This is a genomic window from Vibrio sp. MACH09 (assembly GCF_033238805.1).
Lineage (GTDB): Bacteria > Pseudomonadota > Gammaproteobacteria > Enterobacterales > Vibrionaceae > Vibrio.
The window spans coordinates 810,166-830,717 of the sequence record NZ_BSFZ01000002.1 but is presented as its reverse complement, the minus strand read 5'-3'; the positions used below and the strand labels follow the sequence as shown (position 1 = coordinate 830,717).

Sequence of the window (20,552 nt, the reverse complement as noted above, 5' to 3'; positions counted from 1 at the left end):
ATTAATTAAACCAGTATGACCATTTTCGCTAAATCTACATCGATACTGTATCGGGCGTCTTTAATGCTAATTACATAAGTGTCTGATAAGACAGATATAAGTGTAATCGACTCCCCTTTAAAACAGCCTAAAGTAAAAAGAAACTTCACTATTTCTTCGTTATCTTGAATTACGTTTTTTATTTCGTATTCTTTATTAACCTCAGCATGAGATAGAGTTTTGACGTTGCGATATTCAGTTTTATCTGTTTCTTTTTCTTGAAAAAAAGTAACGAATCTCTGCGGTAATAGGTTAGCAATGATATTGTTCACAACCCTTTCTCCAAATATATCGATATAGTTATAATTTTATTGCTTCAATGCTGACTCTGCTGGGTCAATAATAGAAATCTAAATAACAATGGTTTTCATTTGCATGCGTAAAATAAGTGAAAGCAGTTTATTACACAATAGCCCTCACTAGCATTATGGCTATTTAGTTAAATAACTATGCAAGTTGATTGATTTAAATCAATTTTTCGCTAAGAGTTCTTACTGCTTAAACAGCTATATCAGGACAGGCACCTTACTTACGCATGCAAATAGAAAGCTCTGCGCCCACGACAAAAGACAACACAACGACCATATTTTGCCTTTCATCGAAACACCCCTATTTCAAATCGCTGTAATAGCTGTACTCATTAAGTTATATAGATTGAGAGCAACATGATTGCGGTAATTTTCGAAGTTCAAAGCCTGACCAATGAGGATAAGAGTCGTAGGGGTAATAAAAGATTTTGGCATGGATGATCGCGCTAAAGCACCAAAAGACAGTGCCAATATCCATGGTTAAGATAGCGCTAACAGCAGAACGCCCTTTAGCTAGCAATGTCTGGACAGATCATTGTCGCCAATGGAAATACTCGTTGTCGTAACACTCACTCGCTAGTTTGATCGGCTGCCATTACTATCTCGTCATCATTTGCGAGGTATTTATGTCACGATTTATTCTTTGTAGCTTTGCGCTCGTTCTTCTCTATCCAACCGCCATCGACCTTTATTTAGTTGGTTTACCGCAAATTTCAGCCGATCTTAACGCGACAGAATCACAACTGCATATCGCGTTTTCTATCTATCTAGCCGGAATGGCGACAACCATGTTGATAGCCGGAAACATTGCCGATTCAATTGGAAGAAAACCAGTAGCGATTTTAGGAGCGATGATTTTCATTGCTGCTTCATTACTCGCTGGTAACGCGCAACACAGTTCATGGTTCCTCTTTGCGCGGTTCATTCAAGGTGTTGGTGCAGGTTCATGTTATGTCGTGGCATTTGCCATATTACGAGATACATTAAGCGAGACTCAGCGTGCAAAAGTGCTCACTATGATTAATGGAATTACTTGTATAGTTCCCGTACTCGCGCCAGTTCTCGGTTACTTAATTATGTTGCGGTACCCTTGGCAAAGCTTGTTTACCACAATGGCTATTATGGGCTTCATGGTACTACTTTTAATGGTACTGCTATTGAAGGAGAGCAAACCTCACTTTCCAAGTTTAACAACGCAGCAAAGCAGCCATCTATCAGCCGAAACCTTTGCTGAAAGATTTTTTGTCAGTCGCTTAATCATCACTTCACTTGGTGTCACCACTATCTTAACCTACGTCAACACCTCTCCCTTAATCATCATGGGAGAAATGGGTTTCGACAGACAAGGTTATTCCATCATTATGGCACTGACTGCGCTAGTCAGCATGATAACTTCTTTTTCTGCACCTTTTGTTCTTTCTAGGTTAAAACAGAATACCTTAATGGTAACCGCACAATGTCTATTTGCTTTTGCTGCCGTCATTCTATTTCTCACCCAGCAGCTACATCTTGCTAACCCATTATATTTTTTAGGCTTTGCTTCAATATGTGCTGGGTTTTCCATTAGTTTTGGCGTCTCTATGAGCCAAGCACTCGGGCCGTTTTCTCGTCGTGCTGGTGTGGCAAGTTCCTTATTAGCTATCGCACAGATCGCTTGTTCAGCATTCTATATCTGGATAATGGGGATACTTGCGGTAAGCGCATTTAACATGCTAATTTTTATCCTAATATCCGGTAGCGTAATTAGTTTCGCTTTACTACTATTACTGCCCCAACCTTCTCACAGTGAGCAGCATGAAAAAATCATTAGCCCGTCTTGACTTAAATCTGTTGTATATTCTTAAACTGCTGTCACAAGAGCTTAGCGTGTCAAAAACAGCGCGCAAACTCAATGTCACCCCTTCCAGTGTCAGCAAGTCTCTCAGTAAATTACGAGATTGGTTTGATGACCCCTTATTTGTCAAAACACCGAAAGGGTTAATGCCCACACCGCTGACATTAAGCATGGATCAACAGCTGTCTGACTGGCTCCAAATAAGTAACCAGATTTTGGATACCCACAGTGACGATTATCCAAGTGACATTCAGTTTGATCTCGCGGTGGAGTCGCCACTATTAATTACCATGCTTAGTGAACTTATATTGCAAATACAACAGCGTTATCAGGGAGCCAAAGTAAAAACACGTAATTGGGATTACGACTCCTTGGAGGCGATTATCCGAGGAGAAGCGGATATAGGCTTTACAGGACGAGAAAGTCACCCTCGTTCAAAAGAGTCTTTAGATCTTTTACCCTATTTTATTGATTACGAAGTGATATTTACTGATTTACCCATGGTTTATCTACGAAATGACCACCCAGCATTACAAGAGGAGTGGAATCTAGAGACGTTTCTAAAATACCCTCATATCAGTATTGTGTGGGAAAAAAGTGAGCTATGGGCGTTGGACGAAGTGCTCAGTGAAATGGGAGTCACACGCAATAACACCTTAACAATGTCAAGCTTTGAGCAATCGCTATTTATGGCTAACCAACCTGGTCTGAATATGATCACAACCGCGCCACAATATTGTCAGCGTTATACCAAACAGATCCATCCTGACTTGATCTGCTTACCGATACCGGTAGATAAAGCCTCACGAGATAAACTGTTGATTCCCTTCACCATGATTTGGCATAAACGAAATGCCCACAATCCTAAAATCATGTGGCTTAAGGAAGCGATAAAATCACTCTATTCTCAACCTCATTAACTCTGCCATTGTGCCGGCATGCACCAACAACCGTAATAAAACTGATGCAAGAAGAAAAGCCACTCTATATCAACAGCTTGATATAAAAAGAAAAAGATTGACGTTAAAGCCAATCTTTTCTCAATACTTAACTGTCTGTAACATTACTCGTATTCAGACGAATAGGTCTCTTCATAAGTATGCGAATAAAGTTCAAACAAGTTACCAAACGGGTCTTCTAGATAGACCATTTTGGCTGGTTTGTTATCATCTTCTGGATGATAGCGCATAATATCCATTCTCACTTTACCGCCAAATTTCTCAGTTCTTTCTATCGCACCGGCAAAGTCATCGGTTTGAAGACAAAAATGGAAGATACCGAGTCTTGAGAAATCAACCACATGTCTCTCATCACGCTGTTTCATTTCAAATAGTTCAACACCAATTCCGTCAGTGGTCACTAGGTGTGCAATATTAAACCCCTTGAAGCCTTCTCCAAAGACAGCGACGCACATTCTACCAATTGCTGTTTCGCGTTCTTCTTCAACCTTGGTATTTCCCATCACAACTTTTAGGCCCAGCGCATTGGTATAAAACTCTACCGCTTTATCCATGTTGCCAACCATTATACCTACGTGATTCATTTTCATACTATATTCCCAAATTAGGTGACTAAATAATCTCATCTCAGAAAATTTCAGCCTGTCAGTTGGTGCCTTTGGCATCAAACTGTTTAAAATCAAAGCAATAAAATCTTTATTGAATGACGATCTTGGCTTTACTATCCCTGACTGAGGTTAACTGCTGTTTTGTTGGCATCAGTATATGAGCATCTGTACATTATGAAAAATTATCATTAATTATGATTATAATAATTTTATGCTATCAAAAAATAGTTTAAAACTGTCTCTCTGCTAATATCAAACAATAGTTTGATCATCGAGTTTGTTATAAAAACACAACTTTGCTAGACTCGCCGACTCTATAAATTAGCAGTCCATTCATGTCACGGCTTAAAGGCTCAATACTCATAATTCGCTCATCAACTCAAACTTCTCAGTAGGAACTAAATGAACATCTTCGCTTTAATCGTCCTTGCCTTTGCAATGTCTACAGACGCTTTTGCAGCCGCAATAGGTAAAGGGGTCAAAATCAAAAGTCCCCGTTTTATTGACGCGTTAAAACTAGGAGTTATTTTCGGTATTGTAGAAGCGACAACCCCCGTTATCGGCTGGCTAATAGGCAGATCCGCATCTCATCTTATTGAAGCATGGGATCACTGGATAGCTCTTATCTTATTAACAGGTTTAGGCGTTCACATGATCTACCAGAGCCTAAAGCCAAGCGAAGATGACGCTGCCCCCACGAAGAAAATGTCATTAGCGTTAGTTGTATTAACCGCTCTTGGAACCAGCACTGATGCAATGGCAGTTGGTGTTAGTTTGGCATTTATAGAGGTGAATATTGTTTTGGCAGCAGGCTTAATTGGAGCGGCGACGTTTACCATGGTCACTATCGGAATTATGTTGGGAAGTGCCCTTGGCTCACTTATTGGTAGGCGAGCAGAAACGTTTGGTGGAATAGTGCTTATTGGCGTTGGGTTATGGATCTTCTATAGCCATGTATCCTAACATCGTGCCTGTAATGTGTGGTTGAAAAAAGATCATAACGACATCACTAAAGTAACCTCTAGACACACTCCCTAAGGGCGAGCTATATCAGTTATGATCTTCTATCATCAATCTACTTTTGCAGTTGCTCTTTTGCCGCTTCAACTTTTGAAAAGTCTAGCCCAAGTTCGTTAACCGCTTCTTTAATTAATGCAGGGTTTTGCATTACTTGCCCCATTAAAAGCTGGAGTTTATCTTGAGGTAAGCCGAGTTGACCAATTGTTGCCATCGCCGCTAAAGGGTTTTGTGTCAACACTTCAAAAAGCTCGCTGATCTGCTTGTCACTAATATTATTCTCTTTCAGTATCTCAAGAATCGGATTCATTACACTACCTATTAAACATCAATCAAAATAAAACGATATTCTAACATCTTCAACAAAAGGGCACAGCCTTCTTCTACAAGGTTATCTATTACTGGTCAGACACCGTATAAGCCAAGATATCGACGATCTGCTGAGGCGTTGTCGCCCAACCTTGAGCGGATGCGTCTACTTCTTTAAGAGGGTGAATGATGCTTTCATCATGCAATGTAATATAGGGCTTACCTAATGCAGCGCAGTAACCGGCATCAAATGCAGCGTTCCATTGCTTGTACTGATTCCCAAAACGAATCACTGCCAGATCACAAGACTTAATCGCCTTTTGAATACGAATCGCGTTCACCTTCGCCGATTTATGATCTCGCCAATACTGTTGAGACTCTTCACCTAAACCATCACCTGCCGCATCACTTGACTCATGAACCGTATTTGCTGAGGTGAAGTCAATATCTAGCCCTTTCTCTTTACAGCCAGTAATAATCTGCTCACGCCAATCGGTATGAATCTCACCCGACAAGTACACATTAAATTTCATATTTATCCCTGTTATTGAATATTAAAATATATAGCCCGTTATACTGCAGCCACTCTAAATTGAGCATCTAGCTCACTCACCCCTAAGCCTGATTTTTTCTTTACTTTCAGTTGAACTGGGATGCGTTCTTTCATTGCCTCTATATGGCTAATAACACCAATCATTTTTCCTGATGCATTTAAGCTATCTAATGCATCTAAAGCAAGATCTAACGTTTCGCTATCTAGCGTGCCAAAACCTTCATCTAAAAACAGTGAATCTATACTGGTTTTATGGCTAACCAAATCAGACAAGCCTAGAGCTAGCGCTAAACTCACTAGAAAACTCTCTCCTCCGGAGAGTGTTTTGGTATCCCTAATGGCATCAGCCTGCCATGTATCCAGTACCGACAACTCTAACCCTTCTGACTCACTGCGTTTTAGCTGGTAGCGACCGTGTAGTCGATTAAGTTGTTGATTGGCTAAATAGACCAGATTGTCCAAGGTTAAGCCCTGAGCAAATTTGCGAAACTTATCGCCATTACTCGACCCTATTAACGAGTGCAGATACTGTATATCATCGTAAGCCGTTCGCTGATGCTCAATTTTATCAAACAGATTGCGCTTCTCTACTCTACGCTTCTCATCCGCTTGCACTTCGTTCGCTAGTTCACCTTCTCTACGCGTCGTCTGTTCAATGAGTAATGACAATTTTTCATTCTCATCTTGTAAACTCTCTCTATCCGCTTGCTGATACTGTTCGGCATTGCTCTCCTCCAACAACTCTTGGTACTGCTCGTTGGCTGCTTGAAGTAGTGCTTTCGCATTGGAGGCATGTTGCTCAAGAGTCTGTTTCAGCTCCCTTAATTGCTCGCGTTCTTCTTGATCAATCAAAGCAGCTTGGAAGGCCGCTTCTGATTCAAATGGACTTTGGGTTAACTGCTGCTGCCAACTCTCTTGCTGCTGGTGTCGCTTTTCTGTCGCAGCGTGCAGATTTGATGTCAGCGCCTTAATTTCTCCTTCCAAGGCGTTTTGTTGCTGTTGAACTTGCTGCAGGCTAAGCTCAGTCTGTTTATGTTGTTCTTCGCCAGTCCGTAGCAATTTCTCAATTCGTTCCCGTTCGGTACTAACCACTCGTTCACCAAACAGATCGTGCCGCTTAGAGACCAGTTCATTGAGTGTCACTTGCTGAGCAAGTAACTGCTTGTTGATCTGTTCCAGCTCTTTATTAAGTTCTGAAATACGTTGAGCTTGAATAGTAATGTTGGAGAGTAAAGCGGCATTTTCTTGCTCACACCCTTTCAACTCATTTTCCTTGTGCTGCCAAAGCACCAGATCTTCTCGTTTTTGTTGCAACCAGACGGTCAAATCGCTATGCGGCTCGATAACAAAACCACACTGTGCAATATCACCAAATAGCTGTTCGCTGCCTTGCTCTTTTTCGTTAACGGCTTTGTTTATCTGGTTAGATAACTCCGTACAACGTTTTTCATCGTGCTCAAGCTGTTGATTTAACAGTTTCACTGCCGAATCAGCTTGATGATGAGACTGAACCGCAAGGTTAACTTGATCCTTCATATTTTGCTGCTGGTCCACGAGATGCCTGACTTTTACCGTTAACTCTGATAGTTGGTTGCGGAGATTCTCTTGCTCATAAGCAAACACCTTCAACAAACTCTCATTATCTATTCCATGAGGGTAATGAATTACTTGAGTTGTCGACTGCCACTGCTCAACTAATGACTGTTGCTGCTGCTCTAGCCACACCACTCGTTTTTGCTCATCATCAATTCGGCGCAACAGAGACTCCAGTTCATGTCTAATCTCTTTGCCTTTGGTTTCAATTGACGACAGTTGCAACTCAGCCTGTTTTTTCTCTTCTTCGGTTGCCGAAGGCTCAACTCGCCCTTGTTCAACCGCGAATGGGTGCTCGATTGAACCACACAGAGGACACGGATGATTCTGTTCCAGTTGAGCACGATAGCTTGCCAGCACCTGTTCTTGTTTCAGTAACTTCTGCTCTTTTTCAATCAACTCATCGATATTGCTCAGCAGCTTTTTCTGTGTGCGATAACTTTCAGCCAGATGCAGTCGTTCTGACTCTAACGACTGCTGCTTCTGCTGAGCTTCAGATAGGAACTGCTGCTTTTGCTGTTTCTCTTGTTGGTAGCTCACCCACTGATTTTGCAGATGATGAAGATGCTGCAGTGATGCAATATTTTGGTTCTGTTCACCTAATTGATGTTCAAGTTGTGGTAATGACTGCTGACTCTTATGTTGCTCATTAAGCTGCTGAAGTTGCTGGTCAATATTAGTAAGCTGTTGCTGTTTCTCAGCCAGTTCAGCAGCACTCTGTTGTTGCTTCGCTACCGTCTGTTTAATCTGGTTGTTTTGTTCAACAATCGCCTTATTCGCCAGTTGATGACTCTGCTTTAGCTCATCCACTTGCTGCTGTTGTCGCTGCAACTGCGCTAGTTGCTCTGTCCACTTTTCAATGTTGCTCGCCAGCTGTTTATCTTGCTGATGCTGAGTTTGATACTGTTGAATGGCCGTTATACTCTGCTCAACATTTTGTTTATCAGTTATCGTTCGCTGATGTAAGTCATTAATGCCTTCCAGCTCTTGTTCAATGCCAGTGGTACTTTTCTCTAATGTTTCTAACTTACTGACTTCTAACTTTATTTGATTGTCTAATGGGATGACGTGCTGATTAATCAGCGTCTCAAACTGGCTACTCTCTTGCTTTGTGGCGTGCAGTTTTTCGTTAGCAAGCTGCATCTGTTTCTCATGCTGCTTGGTCTTTTCCGTCAAGTGCTCAATATGTTGTTTTTTATCGATAAGCTGATTATCTAGTAGCTGATGGCTGGCGACCGCTTCTTGTCGCAGCAAGTACGCCGCACGAAGTTTCTCGGCAGGTTCACTATTGGCTAACTTACTTAATGCTGGCTGGGCATTGTCAATATTAGCTTGCGCCAGCTTGCAGTCAGATTCCGCATCATGTTTGCTTTTGCTCAGTTTATCCATCGTCACCAGCCAAGTTAGGTTGGCTTTGATCGATTCAAGCTGTTGCTTATTTTTTTGCTGGCTACCCGTTAGGCTCTCAGCTTCCGCTGCGATTGCTTGGAGCTGTTGTTCTGTTAACAGCTGAACGCCATTGGCTTCTGATTCCAGTGCCGTTAATTCAAGTTTTGCTTCGCTATATTTCTCATGAACGCTTTTAGATATTTCGCTGTAGATCTCGGTGCCCGTTAACTCTTCAAGTAGTTCAGCTCTCTCGGCTTCTTTCGCATTTAAAAACGCGGCGAACTGCCCCTGAGACAGCAACATCGATTTGGTAAATCGACTAAAATCCAACCCTGTTATCTGTTTTGTTAACTCGTTCTTCTTTTTCACTTGCGTGGCAAGTACTTTACCTGATGCTACTTCTGCAAGCTCCACTGTTGCAGGTTGCAGTTTTCCATCCACTTTGCCACGAGCACGCTTCATGCTCCAGAACGCACGATATGCTTGACCTTTTACTTCAAACTCAACCTCAGATAAACACTCCGTAGTTCCACGGGTCATAAGTTCATTACTGGTGGCGGAAATAACATCCAGCCGTGGTGTCTCTTGATACAGAGCGACACAAATTGCGTCTAAAATCGTGGTTTTTCCCGCACCAGTAGGGCCAGTAATAGCAAACAAGCCATATTCTGAAAAAGGCGGTTGAGTAAAATCGATTTTCCACTCACCTTTAAGTGAATTGATGTTTTTAAAACGTAAGCTTAGAATTTTCATTCCTTTGGCTCCCTATCTTGAAGCCCACCAAGAACCTGCTTAAATTGCGTTTTAATACGATCCATTCGCTGTTGTTCCCCTTCTCCCTCAAAGCTTTCCATCTCTAGCCGCTTATTAAATACATCCAATGGGGTTAGTTCCGCTAAGGTCTCTGTCTCTTCTCGTACTAAGCTTTTGTTGTTATTTCCTCGCGCTCGGCGTAACTGCAACACATCAACATTCAGCTCTTCAGTCAATGTATGAATTCTCTGTTGCAGATCAGACAAAAAGTCCTGTATTTCAACTTCAATCGCCAACCAAACCGTCTCATCACCACTAAATTGTCCATCATTCAGCTGCTGTTCTATGGACGGCAGATCCCCTTTTAACACGGCCATTTTCTGAAACATAGGCACCTCTACAGGTTCAATAATGGCTTGGTTATCATCTGAAAACTCAACCACAACCACCTGTTTAGGGGATGACAGTTCGTCAAAACTCAGTGCTATGGGAGAGCCGCAATAACGAATATGCTGTTTCTTGGCGACGATTTGTGGACGATGAATATGCCCAAGAGCAATGTAGTCGGCATCAGGGAATCCATCGGCAGAGAAACCGTCTAGCGTTCCTATATAAATGTCTCTTTCCGAGTCAGTGGTTGTTACCCCTACCGCAGTTAAATGCCCTGTAGCAATAATTGGAACCTGCCAGTTATGCTGTTGCTTTAGCTGCTGAGCTCTTTGGTACAAGGCGTGATAATGTTCTTTAATAGCAACACCAAGCTGTTGTTGCTTCTCTACTCCGGAATCCCCTGCTTGGCTGCGCATCACATCCCTAGCACGTACAAAAGGAACTGCACACAATAACGCACCGACTTGTTTATTTTTATCTTTTATTTGGATAATTTGTTCATCCAACTGCTCGCTGGTATTGGCGATGACATGAGCATTTAAACAGTTCAGTAACGGTTTAGATTCATTCAGTGTGGCAACAGAGTCATGGTTGCCACCCAAGAGAATCAACTGACAACCAAGCTGATTGATATCTACCACAAACTGGTTATAGAGTTCACGGGCATAACTTGGCGGTGTACCGGAGTCGAAGATGTCTCCAGCAACAATTACCGCATCTATCGCCTTTTCCTCTACTTGAGCCAACAACCAATCAATGAAAGCTTGATGCTCAGATTTTCGACTCTTATTGAAAAAGTTTTGCCCTAAATGCCAGTCTGAAGTGTGTAGAATTCGCATATCTTGCTTGATTTGAAGGAACCATTTCTGAATTGTGCCAATTAACGATGCGTTACACAATCAAACTAGCTTTAACTGTTTGATTATTTGCTGATCTATGTGCAAAGTACTCCTATACTCTTATACCCAAAGCGATAACAACCGTTCTCCCACATAAGGATAAAGAAATGAGTGGAAAACAGAGAGATGTCACCCTACGTTTTTTAGCAGAGCCTGCTGATGTAAATTTTGGCGGCAAGGTGCACGGCGGCGCCGTAATGAAATGGATTGATTTAGCGGCCTATGCATGCGCTGCCGGTTGGAGTGGTAAATACTGTATTACGGCTTATGCAGGGGGAATTCGATTTGTTGCACCAATTCATGTAGGCAATTTGGTGGAAGTCAGTGCCAAGGTGATCTATACCGGAACCTCCTCTATGCACATCGCGTTAGATGTTCAGGCCAGCGATCCTAAAGAGCTGAACAACGTCTTAACAACACACTGTATTGTCATAATGGTTGCAGTGGATGCCAACGGTAAACCAACAAAAGTACCGCAATGGGATCCAGAAACCGATGAAGATATTAAGCTAAGAGACTCGGCGGTTAAACTGATGAACATGAGAAAAGAGATCGGTGAAGAGATGGAAATGCACGTTAAGATGCTAAAATAACGTCCGCAATCAAAAGAGTTTCATATAATTGTCATGATTTTTTAATACTGTTTTGCTTAAATCCTAGTCACCCGATTATGGCTAGGATCTATTTTGAGCAATACATCACTGCATATTACCTTAAGCGATAAAACCATTAGCAACCCACACGCAGTGGAGTATCAATGGGTTCGTAGTTTGCATATTGAAGGATATGATCATCGCGATATCAACCACTACATTCATACCTGTTTCGGGGGAGATTTTGTTTTTGCCGACCTATTTAGAAAAGTGGCCCTCAATGAAGAGAGTATTTATGTACTAATGCAGTATGTAGGCTGTGCTCCATCCAGTAGAGAGTTCTGAATTCCATTTGGGCTTTATGCTCTGTTCACTTTTCGCAACTATTATTTCAGTGGTTGCTTTAGCCATCAGAAGCAGTAATGGTTGTTCTAAAATGCTGCTCCATCTCTTGACTCCACTTCTGGGCTTTTAGCAGCTCATCCACTGTCTCTTGCAGCTCTATTTTCAGTTTGTCACAAAGGCTTTCAACATTTGGCCAATCTGCCATTTCAAAATACTCCCCAAGCTTTAGAAGTTCTCCAAGAACGCCCCGACGTTGGGTAATGGCATAACGAATATTCTCATCAAGCGGCAGAGCCTCTATCAAGGTTTCAATGTCATTATCCAGCAGCGCATCAAGAAGAGAAAACAACCCAACAATAAACGCTTGTTGAGAGTCTTCCTTGCAGGCGGGTCGTTTTGACATCTGCTGACAAAAATGCGCTCGCTGCATGGATAAATTAATCAGCTCGCGTGGTTTGTTACTCGATACATAAGAAGCCGTCGTAAGTGCAACGAATACTCTTAATTGATCCTCACCTAAATAGATCAATGCCTGTTTAAAAGAGGTAATAGGGTTTCGCAGTCTTGGGCTGGCAGCATTGACAAAACGGAGCAATTTGTAGGAGATCGAGACATCTTGAGAAACAAGCATCTCCACTTTTGTAAAATTTACTTCTGCACTACACACTTCCTGAAAAAGTTGTAATGCAATTGCGTGTTTCGGGCTAACGTATTTGTTCTTTTCAATAATCGGCTTACTAAAGAAATAGCCTTGGAAAAAACGAAAACCGGCTTGATTCGCTTTATCAAAATCGTCTTTACTCTCTACTCTTTCTGCCAAAAATGCGGTTTTATCTCCTTGCCTCTTTCTGTCTGCGACAATATCACACGCTCTATCTATTCCAATAGCGGTTAAGTCCAGTTTAATAATATGGGCGTATGGGATAAACCGTTCCCACTCTTCGCCTCCATTAAAATCATCCAAGGCAATGATATAACCGTTGCGATGTAAGTGTTTAATGGCGCTAAATAGTTCATCATTTGGCTGACACGTTTCTAAAATCTCCACCACTATTTTCTCTTTAGGCAGAGAGAGAGGAAGTAATCGAGTCAAACTAAGTTGAGGAAAGTTAATAAAACAGCGAGAGAGGAGATAGTTGGGGTTAGTTCCGAGGGACAGAAAGTTTTCAGTGATGAGTCGATAGGTCGCTCTATTGGCACTGGTTTGGTCAGGAAAAACATTCTCCTCGCTATTTCGAAACAACAGCTCATAGCCTACCGTTTTAAGGGCAGCATTTAATATGGGCTGTCTTGCTACATAGCTATACATCATGTTCGATATTCATCCAGTAACCATCACGACGACATTTTTCTCTACCAACGTGATGCAATGTATAGCTGCTGAGATAATTATTCAATAACCATAAAGAATAAAATGGTAATTATTCGTTAAATGCGTGCCCAATATGGACACGCATTGATATCGTAAGACTATCCTTTTACACCACCAGCGGTTAAACCACCCACCAACCAACGTTGCGCCAATAAGAATACAACCGTAATCGGAACCGCTGATAATACAGCCGCAGCAGCAAAGTCACCCCACAAGTAGTTTTGCGGATATAAGTATTGCTGCATACCCACTGCCAAGGTGTATTTATCTACATCCGACAGCAACAGTGATGCCACTGGAACTTCGCCTACCGTCGCAATGAAGGCCAAAATAAATACCACAGCAAGAATCGGTACAGATAATGGCAATAGAACTAAGCGGAACGCCTGCCATGGCGTCGCACCATCTAGCGCTGCGGCTTCTTCTAATGAGTTATCAATCGTTTCAAAATACCCTTTAATGGTCCACACATGCAGGGCAATGCCCCCTAAATATGAGAAAATCAGACCGCCATGGGTGTTTAAACCTAAGAATGGTATGTATTGCCCAAGCTTATCAAACAAGGCATACATCGCAACCAAAGCAAGTACTGCAGGAAACATCTGAAAAATCATCATCGCTTTTAGTATTGTGTTCTTGCCGGAAAATCGCATACGAGCAAACGCATAAGCAGACGTTGTCGACAAGCAAACAATAAATATTGATGAGATACCTGCGATCTTCACTGAATTCCATAACCATGTTAGAACAGGAAATGGCGGTGGTGTTACCGTTCCATCCGCATTAGTAACGGAGAAGCCTAGAGCCAACTTCCAGTGTTCCAGTGACGGGTTCTCTGGAATCAAACTCCCAGTAGCAAAGTTACCTTCACGGAATGAAATAGCGATCACCATCAGTAAAGGAAAGATAATTAACGATAAGAATATCCAAAGAGCAATATGCGTTGCCCAGACACGATATTTAAGGTTTTTGCCTTGTACCATTGCCATATTATTGCTCCTTAATCTTGAGAAAGCTTAGTGAATCTAAGGTTCAGTAGCGCTAAGCCACCCACCAGTAAGAAAATTAGTGTTGCTATCGCACTGGCTAAGCCAAAGTCCTGACCGCCATTACCTTCAAACGCGATACGGTAGGTGTAACTCACCAAAAGGTCGGTGTAACCAGCAGGTTCAGTCGTTCCAATCATGTTTGGCCCGCCCTTTGTTAATAGGTAAATCATGACAAAGTTATTAAAGTTAAAGGCAAAACTGGCAATTAGTAACGGTGTTAATGGTTTCATCATCAGCGGCAAGGTTATCCGCGTAAAATTCCTAAATGGACCGGCGCCGTCAATAGCTGATGCTTCATAGAGATCTTCTGGAATGGCTTTAAGCAGTCCCATACAGAGAATCATCATGTAGGGGAAACCTAACCATGTATTCACTATAACGACCATGGTTCTTGCCAACACTGGGTCTGAGAACCAGTTAGGGCTAATACCAAACATCGCTTCTAACACCATATTTATCTCACCAAAACTTTGGTTAAATAAGCCTTTAAAGATAAGTATTGAGATAAAAGCAGGTACCGCATAAGGCAGTATTAATAGCACTCGATATAGTGCACGACCTTTCAGCTCTTCCCACTGCACGATGCTCGCTAAAACTAAACCGATTACCAGAGTTAAACCAACCGTTAGTGCAGAAAACACCACGGTCCAGATGAATATGGCAATAAAAGGCTCTTTAATTCCGTCGTCTTTCCAAACTCGCTCAAAGTTTGCAGTACTGACATTTACAATGAAGCCAGGAGATATAGTGTTGCCGATAAAAGCACCATCTTGATCGACGGGTTGGTAATAACCCACATCCATATTGGGCTTAACTATCTCGCCATTACTGTTGTTTATAAGAGTTAAACCATCATCTTCTAGACGGTATAAAGGAACAACAGAGGCAAACTTTCGTAAACCATTCATTCGAATATCACCACCATCAGGCATATGTAAATCTACATTGCTTAACGATGAGCGGTTCTTAATGATGGTCTTAATTTTCTCTTTTTCGCCTTGAACTTCAGCTATTGGAGCGAGATCCAAATCATTTTCAGAGAATCCCTGCAGGGTAAACTCAGGGGTCGCCAACAGTTGTTCATTTTGGGTAATAACAATTCGATGACCATTGTCGGTTTTATAAAGAGAAAAAGGGTAACTGTCGCCACTTTGATAGGTTCTATCAAGGAGTACTGATTGCGCCCGCTCTAGGGAGAGCTGGTTTTTGGCACTGTAGTTGGTGAATGCCAACCCTACCGTATAAGCCAAAGGAAACAGAATAAACAATATCATCCCTGCAATTCCAGGATAGATATAGCGATGCGCGTACGTTTTCTTACTACCAAAAATATAAAGTGCTAGGGCGGTTAACACCACGGTAAGTAGTGCGAAAGCAACCTCACCTCGGGAATACATTAATATGGTGGCATAGCCGTTTACAATACCAACCGTTGCCAGTAGCGCCCATTTTATAAACACTTTCTGACTTGAAGGCATAGTAGTTGATGCTGCGGCACCAGTATCTTGAACTGACTGCATAAGAGAACCTGCTAGCGGTAAATATTAAAATAAGGAGAGGTTACCCTCTCCTCAAAAAGGTTATACACCCAAGCAACACAATTTTGCATCTAACTCGTATAGGGCTTGGGTGGTTTTCATTAACTATGGGTTGTTACTTTATCGCTGCTTACTTCGTCATCTGCTTTTCTGCATCAGCAAGAGCTGAATCAACAGACTGGCGACCGTCAACAATGTTCACAATAGCGTTTTTCGCTGCGCCCCAGAAGGCACCCATTTGTGGGATATTTGGCATGATTTCACCGTGCATTGCGTTGTCCATCGTTGCCGCAATACGTGCATCACTATCCAGCTCTTTTTGGAAGGAGTTAAGCGCAACGGCGCCTAGTGGTTTGTCGTTGTTTACTTTCTCAAGACCTTCGTTTGTCAGTAGGTAGTTTTCAATAAATTCAACGGCAAGATCTTGGTTTGGTGATGCCGTGCTAATACCCGCAGTTAAGATACCAACAAATGGTTTCGATGATTGGCCATTAAACTTAGGTAAAGTAGTAACGCCATAGTTAATTCCAGACTTCTCAACGTTACCCCATGCCCAAGGACCGTTAATCGTCATGGCAACATTGCCTTTGTTAAATTCTGACTCAGAGACTGAATAGTCCATGTCAGCAGAGATAACGCCTTGGTCAACTAAGCTTTTCACAAAGTTCATCGATGATTGAACACCGCTGTTAGCGATACCCGCATCTTTAACATCATAGCCCGTAGAGTTGTACTTGAAGGCATAGCCGCCATCAGCAGCCATCAATGGCCATGTGAAGTACGGTTCTTTTAAATTCCACATGATGGCTGATTTACCATCTTTCTTCAGTTTGGCATCTAATGCCGCCACTTCTTCCCAGTTTTTAGGAGGGTTAGCAACAAGATCTTTGTTGTAAATAAGAGAGAGTGCTTCTACCGCTACTGGGTAGCCGATAAATTTACCATCGTATGTTACTGCATCCCATGCAAAGTCTACTACGCCATCTTTAATCTCTTTAGATGGTTTTACTTCAACAAGAAGACCTGCTTCAGCGTAACTGCCGAAACGATCATGCGCCCAAAATACGATATCTGGACCGTCACCTGTTGCTGCTGTTTGTGGGAACTTGTCTTGCAATGCATCTGGGTGTGCAACTGTCACTTGGATGCCAGTCTCTTCTTCGAATTTTTTACCTACTTCAGCCAATCCGTTGTAACCTTTGTCACCATTGATCCAGATAGTAAGTTGACCTTCTTCAATAGCCGCATTCGCACTAAGTGAACCTAGTGCAGCCAATGTGCAAACCGCAACAGTAGTCAGGGTTTTCTTCATGATTGTATCCTTTTTATATTGTGATGTAGGGCTATTCAGACAACATGCCAAATTTGAAACTAAACAGTAAATCTGGATCCGCTAAATAACGTCAAAATGCTTTCATCTAAAAATGTAACCAGCGTGCCGCTATCATCTATAAGAAAGGCCTTAGAATCATCATCCTAGATTCTACGCCCCTATCAACATCCAATGTTTTCGTGATCTTCATCAGACAAGATTAGCGATCACGATCACATAAGAAGCTTTCAAAGCGATTCACATCACACTAACTTGGTATAAAAGTTTGAACTAGATCCTAATTCGATTTTCACCCCCTTCTACGCCTCCTCCCCCACTACTCCCCCTGAATAAATGCCACTCAGGAGGATGTATCTAGTGCGCGATTCAATAACACTGTCACTATCCAAGAGAGGATGGTTAGAAGCTTTTATCCGCGCTATATCTTCGTTACGTTTCTGCAATAGTTAATGAAGGTAAGGAGCAGATTTACGATGCCGGATAGGTTAACTGACACTGATTTGAACGCAGATGTAATTATTTACGGGGGAGTGTTCAATAACGTGAAGAGGGAAGTTAACCTGTTATTGGTACAACAAGGTGATGCTAGTTACTGATGTACTACATCACCTCTATTTTTAACCATTTGATTCTATAAAACAGTTTGATACTTTTATTGCCCGCCAAACCCTATGACAAGGCGATAGATTAAAAATAAATCGAGGACAAGCTAGATGGCAAGCGTCACTTTAAAAAATGTGTGTAAAGCGTATGGCGACGTACTTATCTCAAAGAATGTTGATCTTGAGATCCAAGAAGGTGAATTTGTTGTATTTGTTGGGCCATCTGGCTGTGGTAAATCAACACTTCTACGTTGCATCGCTGGTTTAGAAGACATCACCTCCGGTGACCTCTATATTGGTGAACAGCGCATGAATGACATTGAACCATCTAAGCGTGGGGTTGGCATGGTGTTTCAGTCTTATGCTCTTTATCCTCACCTTAATTTATACGACAACATGTCTTTCGGCCTTAAGCTAGCCAAAGCAAGCAAAAGCGAAGTGGACAAACGTGTGACTCACGCCGCTGAGATATTGCAACTGGGTCACCTACTTGATCGCCAGCCTAAAGCGCTATCCGGTGGTCAACGCCAACGTGTCGCTATTGGCCGAACGTTAGTCTCTCAACCAAATGTCTTTTTACTTGATGAACCGTTATCAAATCTAGACGCTGCACTGCGGGTAAACATGCGCAGTGAAATAACTAAACTGCAACGCCAGTTGGGCTGCACCATGATCTATGTGACTCATGATCAGGTAGAAGCAATGACAATGGCGGATAAAATCGTAGTATTGGACGAAGGTTTTGTTTCTCAAGTGGGTAAACCTCTTGAGCTTTATCACTACCCAGAAAATCGTTTTGTGGCTGGCTTTATTGGCTCACCAAAAATGAACTTTATTAGCGTTCAAATTGAAGATTGCGAAAAAGAACAAGTATTGGTGAAACTCTCTAATGGCGCAACACTGTGGATTCCGGTAGATGGCACCACCGTTAACAAAGGTGAACGTATGTCTCTCGGTATTCGACCAGAACATCTGCTCAATGCGGAGCAAGCGGATGCCACTATCGAAGGTGAGATCCAGATCGTTGAAAAGCTCGGCAACGAAACTCAAATTTATCTACACCTAGATAGCGCAGATGCGGATGTAATCTACCGTGCACCAGACACCTTACCTGTAGAAGCGGGGGATAACTTTGCTATTGGATTGGCGGCTCATCGTTGTCATCTATTCCATAGTGATGGCAGCGCGTGTCGACGTCTACATAAAGAGCACGGTATCGATTTTGATTAATAAGATTTGTAAGCACAATTGACGCTCATATAGCCTATCGCCTTGCATCTACTGCAAGGCGATTTTGTTTTACTCTTGGTCATTTATTGAATTACTCTAGAAGTAGGCAATTACACAAACAGATAAGGGAATAACTGCTTTTTTTGCTGATCCGTTAATGAGGTTACGCAATCAATATTATTATCGGGAATCTGTTCTGGATTGGGGTAATGCTTTAATACGCGTTCCATACTCTCTTCACGAATTAAATGCAGTATCGGAAATGGGGAACGGTTGGTTAAGTTTTCATCATCATCCGGTTCAACTCCGGCAAAACAGTAATCGGGATGAAAGGTAGCGACCTGAAAAATCCCCTGCCACTCTTGCTGCTTAATCAATGCATCTACCCAGTCTAAAAACTGGTTGTAGAGATAGAAATCATCCAGCATGTCGGGGACAACAACCAAGGTCGTTTCTAATGTCTCTGCATCCGACATCGCTAAGATCATTAACTCGGTTAATAACTCTTCTAGGAGAGCCTCTTCTGTATCAGCGCGAGAGACCTGAATTTTGATCTGCTTATTTCGGTTTGGTTTGGCCGCAAACGGGCAGAGGTTAAGACCGATAACCACCTCTTCTAACCAAGTACGTACTTGTTTTTCAATAAGCTCATTGTTCAAATTTGCTTCCTTTCATATCTTTTAAGTAATAACACAACAGAAAAATAGCGAAACAAAGCACCGTTCCCCCCATCATCACCATAGGCCAAGCCCCTTGTTGCCAGCAGTAGATAAGGAAAAAGCCCCCTAAGCTGCCGCCAATATAGTAATGAACCAGATAGAGAGCAGTGGCGGTCGCTTTAGCACTCACCGCTTTTTGGCTTACCCAACCATAAGCAAGAGCATGAGTAAAAAATGCGCCACTGCTAATCAATAACAGACCCAGCAGCATCATAGGAATTTCAGGAAAGTAAGCCAAAAACATACCGGACAACGTCACAATGGTTCCCAATACCATGCCAAGTACAGGGTGAAATCTAGTGGCCCATTTTCCACTGTATCGTGAACTGACTGTCCCGGACAGATAGCATAAAAAAGTTAATGACGTCAGACTCGGGGGGAGATTATAAGGTGCTTCAGCAAGGCGAAAACTGATCACCGAAAATAGATTAACAAACAGCGCGAAATTAAAACCGCCAATAAGCATGGCAAACCATACTCGCCTATCTTTAATATGCTGAATTAACTGACGATTATGATGAAAAAACAGACCTCGCTGAGGTTTAAAATAACGCTGCTGAGGCAATATTTTTAAAACCGCAACCGCTCCTATTAATGTTGCCACCGCAATGACTGATGCCGCTACCTGCCAACTAAACAAGTCAGTCAGCACACCACCAGCAATACGCCCAGTAATACCCCCGAGACTATTAGCCGCAATATAACCACCCACGGCTTGAGTCAGTGCAGAGGCCGACATCTCTTCAGCCATATAGGCAACGGCAACGGACGCAAATGCAGCTAAAGAGATGCCCATAAGTGCACGACCTGCAACCATGCTATAAAAACTAGAATCAAGCATCATCAACACATTAATGATTGGCGGAACAAAAAGGCCAACCAACATGACTTTCTTACGACCAAAGGACTCAGAAACTAGTGCCCAAGGCACTAGAAAAACCGACAGCATTAATGTGGTAGAAGCAAAGATCCAATTTACTTTAGTAGCCGATATAAAGAGCTCATCTGCCAGTTGAGGCAAGATAGGTTGGAACAGATACAGATTACAAAATATAAGAAACGAGCCCAACGCCATTATAAAGCTGACCCTTTTATACTCCGATGTTCCAAATTCAATCAT

At 42.2% G+C, this 20,552-nt stretch carries 18 protein-coding genes; 6 read left to right on the top strand and 12 right to left on the bottom strand.

What is annotated here, in order from left to right; genetic code table 11:
- Window positions 1–5: 5 nt before the first annotated feature.
- Window positions 6–311: a FeoA family protein gene (locus CHJ_RS18995; protein ID WP_317918637.1), complete on the bottom strand. Its 306-nt coding sequence runs from the start codon at window positions 309–311 to the stop codon at window positions 6–8.
- A 662-nt stretch (window positions 312–973) separates the two neighbouring features.
- Here CHJ_RS18995 and CHJ_RS18990 point away from each other — a divergent pair.
- Entirely contained in the window at window positions 974–2,167 is a 1,194-nt protein-coding gene (locus CHJ_RS18990) for an MFS transporter (RefSeq protein WP_171751110.1), read from the top strand.
- Window positions 2,142–3,101, top strand: a complete 960-nt coding sequence (gene yidZ / locus CHJ_RS18985; RefSeq protein WP_171751111.1) for an HTH-type transcriptional regulator YidZ — start codon at window positions 2,142–2,144, stop codon at window positions 3,099–3,101. The genes CHJ_RS18990 and yidZ overlap by 26 nt, the downstream gene beginning before the upstream one ends.
- A 143-nt stretch (window positions 3,102–3,244) precedes the next feature.
- Here the strand turns inward: yidZ and CHJ_RS18980 are convergent, their stop codons facing one another.
- On the bottom strand, window positions 3,245–3,730 hold the full coding sequence (locus CHJ_RS18980) for a VOC family protein (RefSeq protein ID WP_171751112.1): 486 nt from the start codon (window positions 3,728–3,730) through the stop codon (window positions 3,245–3,247).
- Window positions 3,731–4,150: 420 nt separating this feature from the next.
- Between CHJ_RS18980 and CHJ_RS18975 the strand changes: the two genes are divergently transcribed.
- On the top strand, window positions 4,151–4,711 hold the full coding sequence (locus CHJ_RS18975) for a manganese efflux pump MntP family protein (RefSeq protein ID WP_317918636.1): 561 nt from the start codon (window positions 4,151–4,153) through the stop codon (window positions 4,709–4,711).
- A 112-nt stretch (window positions 4,712–4,823) separates the two neighbouring features.
- Here the strand turns inward: CHJ_RS18975 and CHJ_RS18970 are convergent, their stop codons facing one another.
- From CHJ_RS18970 to sbcD, 4 genes are all read right to left on the bottom strand, one after another.
- A complete protein-coding gene (locus CHJ_RS18970) occupies window positions 4,824–5,075 on the bottom strand; it encodes a DUF2999 family protein (RefSeq protein WP_171751114.1) in 252 nt (83 codons plus the stop codon).
- Window positions 5,076–5,163: 88 nt separating this feature from the next.
- On the bottom strand, window positions 5,164–5,607 hold the full coding sequence (locus CHJ_RS18965) for a YtoQ family protein (RefSeq protein WP_171751115.1): 444 nt from the start codon (window positions 5,605–5,607) through the stop codon (window positions 5,164–5,166).
- A 38-nt stretch (window positions 5,608–5,645) separates the two neighbouring features.
- The gene (locus CHJ_RS18960) at window positions 5,646–9,362 is read right to left on the bottom strand and encodes an AAA family ATPase (protein WP_317918635.1); all 3,717 of its coding nucleotides are present in this window, start codon (window positions 9,360–9,362) and stop codon (window positions 5,646–5,648) included.
- Window positions 9,359–10,591, bottom strand: a complete 1,233-nt coding sequence (sbcD, locus tag CHJ_RS18955; RefSeq protein WP_317918634.1) for an exonuclease subunit SbcD — start codon at window positions 10,589–10,591, stop codon at window positions 9,359–9,361. The genes CHJ_RS18960 and sbcD overlap by 4 nt, the downstream gene beginning before the upstream one ends.
- A 167-nt stretch (window positions 10,592–10,758) precedes the next feature.
- On the opposite strand from sbcD, the gene CHJ_RS18950 reads away from it, so the two are divergent.
- Window positions 10,759–11,244: an acyl-CoA thioesterase gene (locus tag CHJ_RS18950; RefSeq protein ID WP_171751118.1), complete on the top strand. Its 486-nt coding sequence runs from the start codon at window positions 10,759–10,761 to the stop codon at window positions 11,242–11,244.
- A gap of 93 nt (window positions 11,245–11,337) precedes the next feature.
- The gene (locus CHJ_RS18945) at window positions 11,338–11,589 is read left to right on the top strand and encodes a hypothetical protein (RefSeq protein WP_253821995.1); all 252 of its coding nucleotides are present in this window, start codon (window positions 11,338–11,340) and stop codon (window positions 11,587–11,589) included.
- A gap of 58 nt (window positions 11,590–11,647) precedes the next feature.
- On the opposite strand, the gene CHJ_RS18940 is transcribed toward CHJ_RS18945, so the two are convergent.
- The 4 genes from CHJ_RS18940 to malE form a co-directional block, all read right to left on the bottom strand.
- Window positions 11,648–12,901, bottom strand: a complete 1,254-nt coding sequence (locus CHJ_RS18940; RefSeq protein WP_317918633.1) for an EAL and HDOD domain-containing protein — start codon at window positions 12,899–12,901, stop codon at window positions 11,648–11,650.
- Between the two features lie 158 nt (window positions 12,902–13,059).
- A complete protein-coding gene (malG, locus tag CHJ_RS18935) occupies window positions 13,060–13,950 on the bottom strand; it encodes a maltose ABC transporter permease MalG (protein ID WP_171751120.1) in 891 nt (296 codons plus the stop codon).
- An 11-nt stretch (window positions 13,951–13,961) separates the two neighbouring features.
- On the bottom strand, window positions 13,962–15,530 hold the full coding sequence (malF, locus tag CHJ_RS18930) for a maltose ABC transporter permease MalF (RefSeq protein WP_317918632.1): 1,569 nt from the start codon (window positions 15,528–15,530) through the stop codon (window positions 13,962–13,964).
- Between the two features lie 148 nt (window positions 15,531–15,678).
- Complete coding sequence (gene malE / locus CHJ_RS18925) at window positions 15,679–16,860, bottom strand: maltose/maltodextrin ABC transporter substrate-binding protein MalE (protein ID WP_317918631.1); 1,182 nt, start codon at window positions 16,858–16,860, stop codon at window positions 15,679–15,681.
- 734 nt (window positions 16,861–17,594) lie between these two features.
- On the opposite strand from malE, the gene malK reads away from it, so the two are divergent.
- Window positions 17,595–18,713 (top strand): maltose/maltodextrin ABC transporter ATP-binding protein MalK, encoded by a 1,119-nt coding sequence (gene malK / locus CHJ_RS18920; RefSeq protein ID WP_317918630.1) that lies wholly within the window; start codon window positions 17,595–17,597, stop codon window positions 18,711–18,713.
- 110 nt (window positions 18,714–18,823) lie between these two features.
- Here malK and CHJ_RS18915 read toward each other — a convergent pair whose 3' ends face one another.
- The gene (locus tag CHJ_RS18915) at window positions 18,824–19,372 is read right to left on the bottom strand and encodes a DUF1415 domain-containing protein (RefSeq protein ID WP_317918629.1); all 549 of its coding nucleotides are present in this window, start codon (window positions 19,370–19,372) and stop codon (window positions 18,824–18,826) included.
- Window positions 19,362–20,552, bottom strand: coding sequence for an MFS transporter (locus CHJ_RS18910; protein WP_317918628.1), 1,191 nt, complete (start codon window positions 20,550–20,552; stop codon window positions 19,362–19,364). The genes CHJ_RS18915 and CHJ_RS18910 overlap by 11 nt, the downstream gene beginning before the upstream one ends.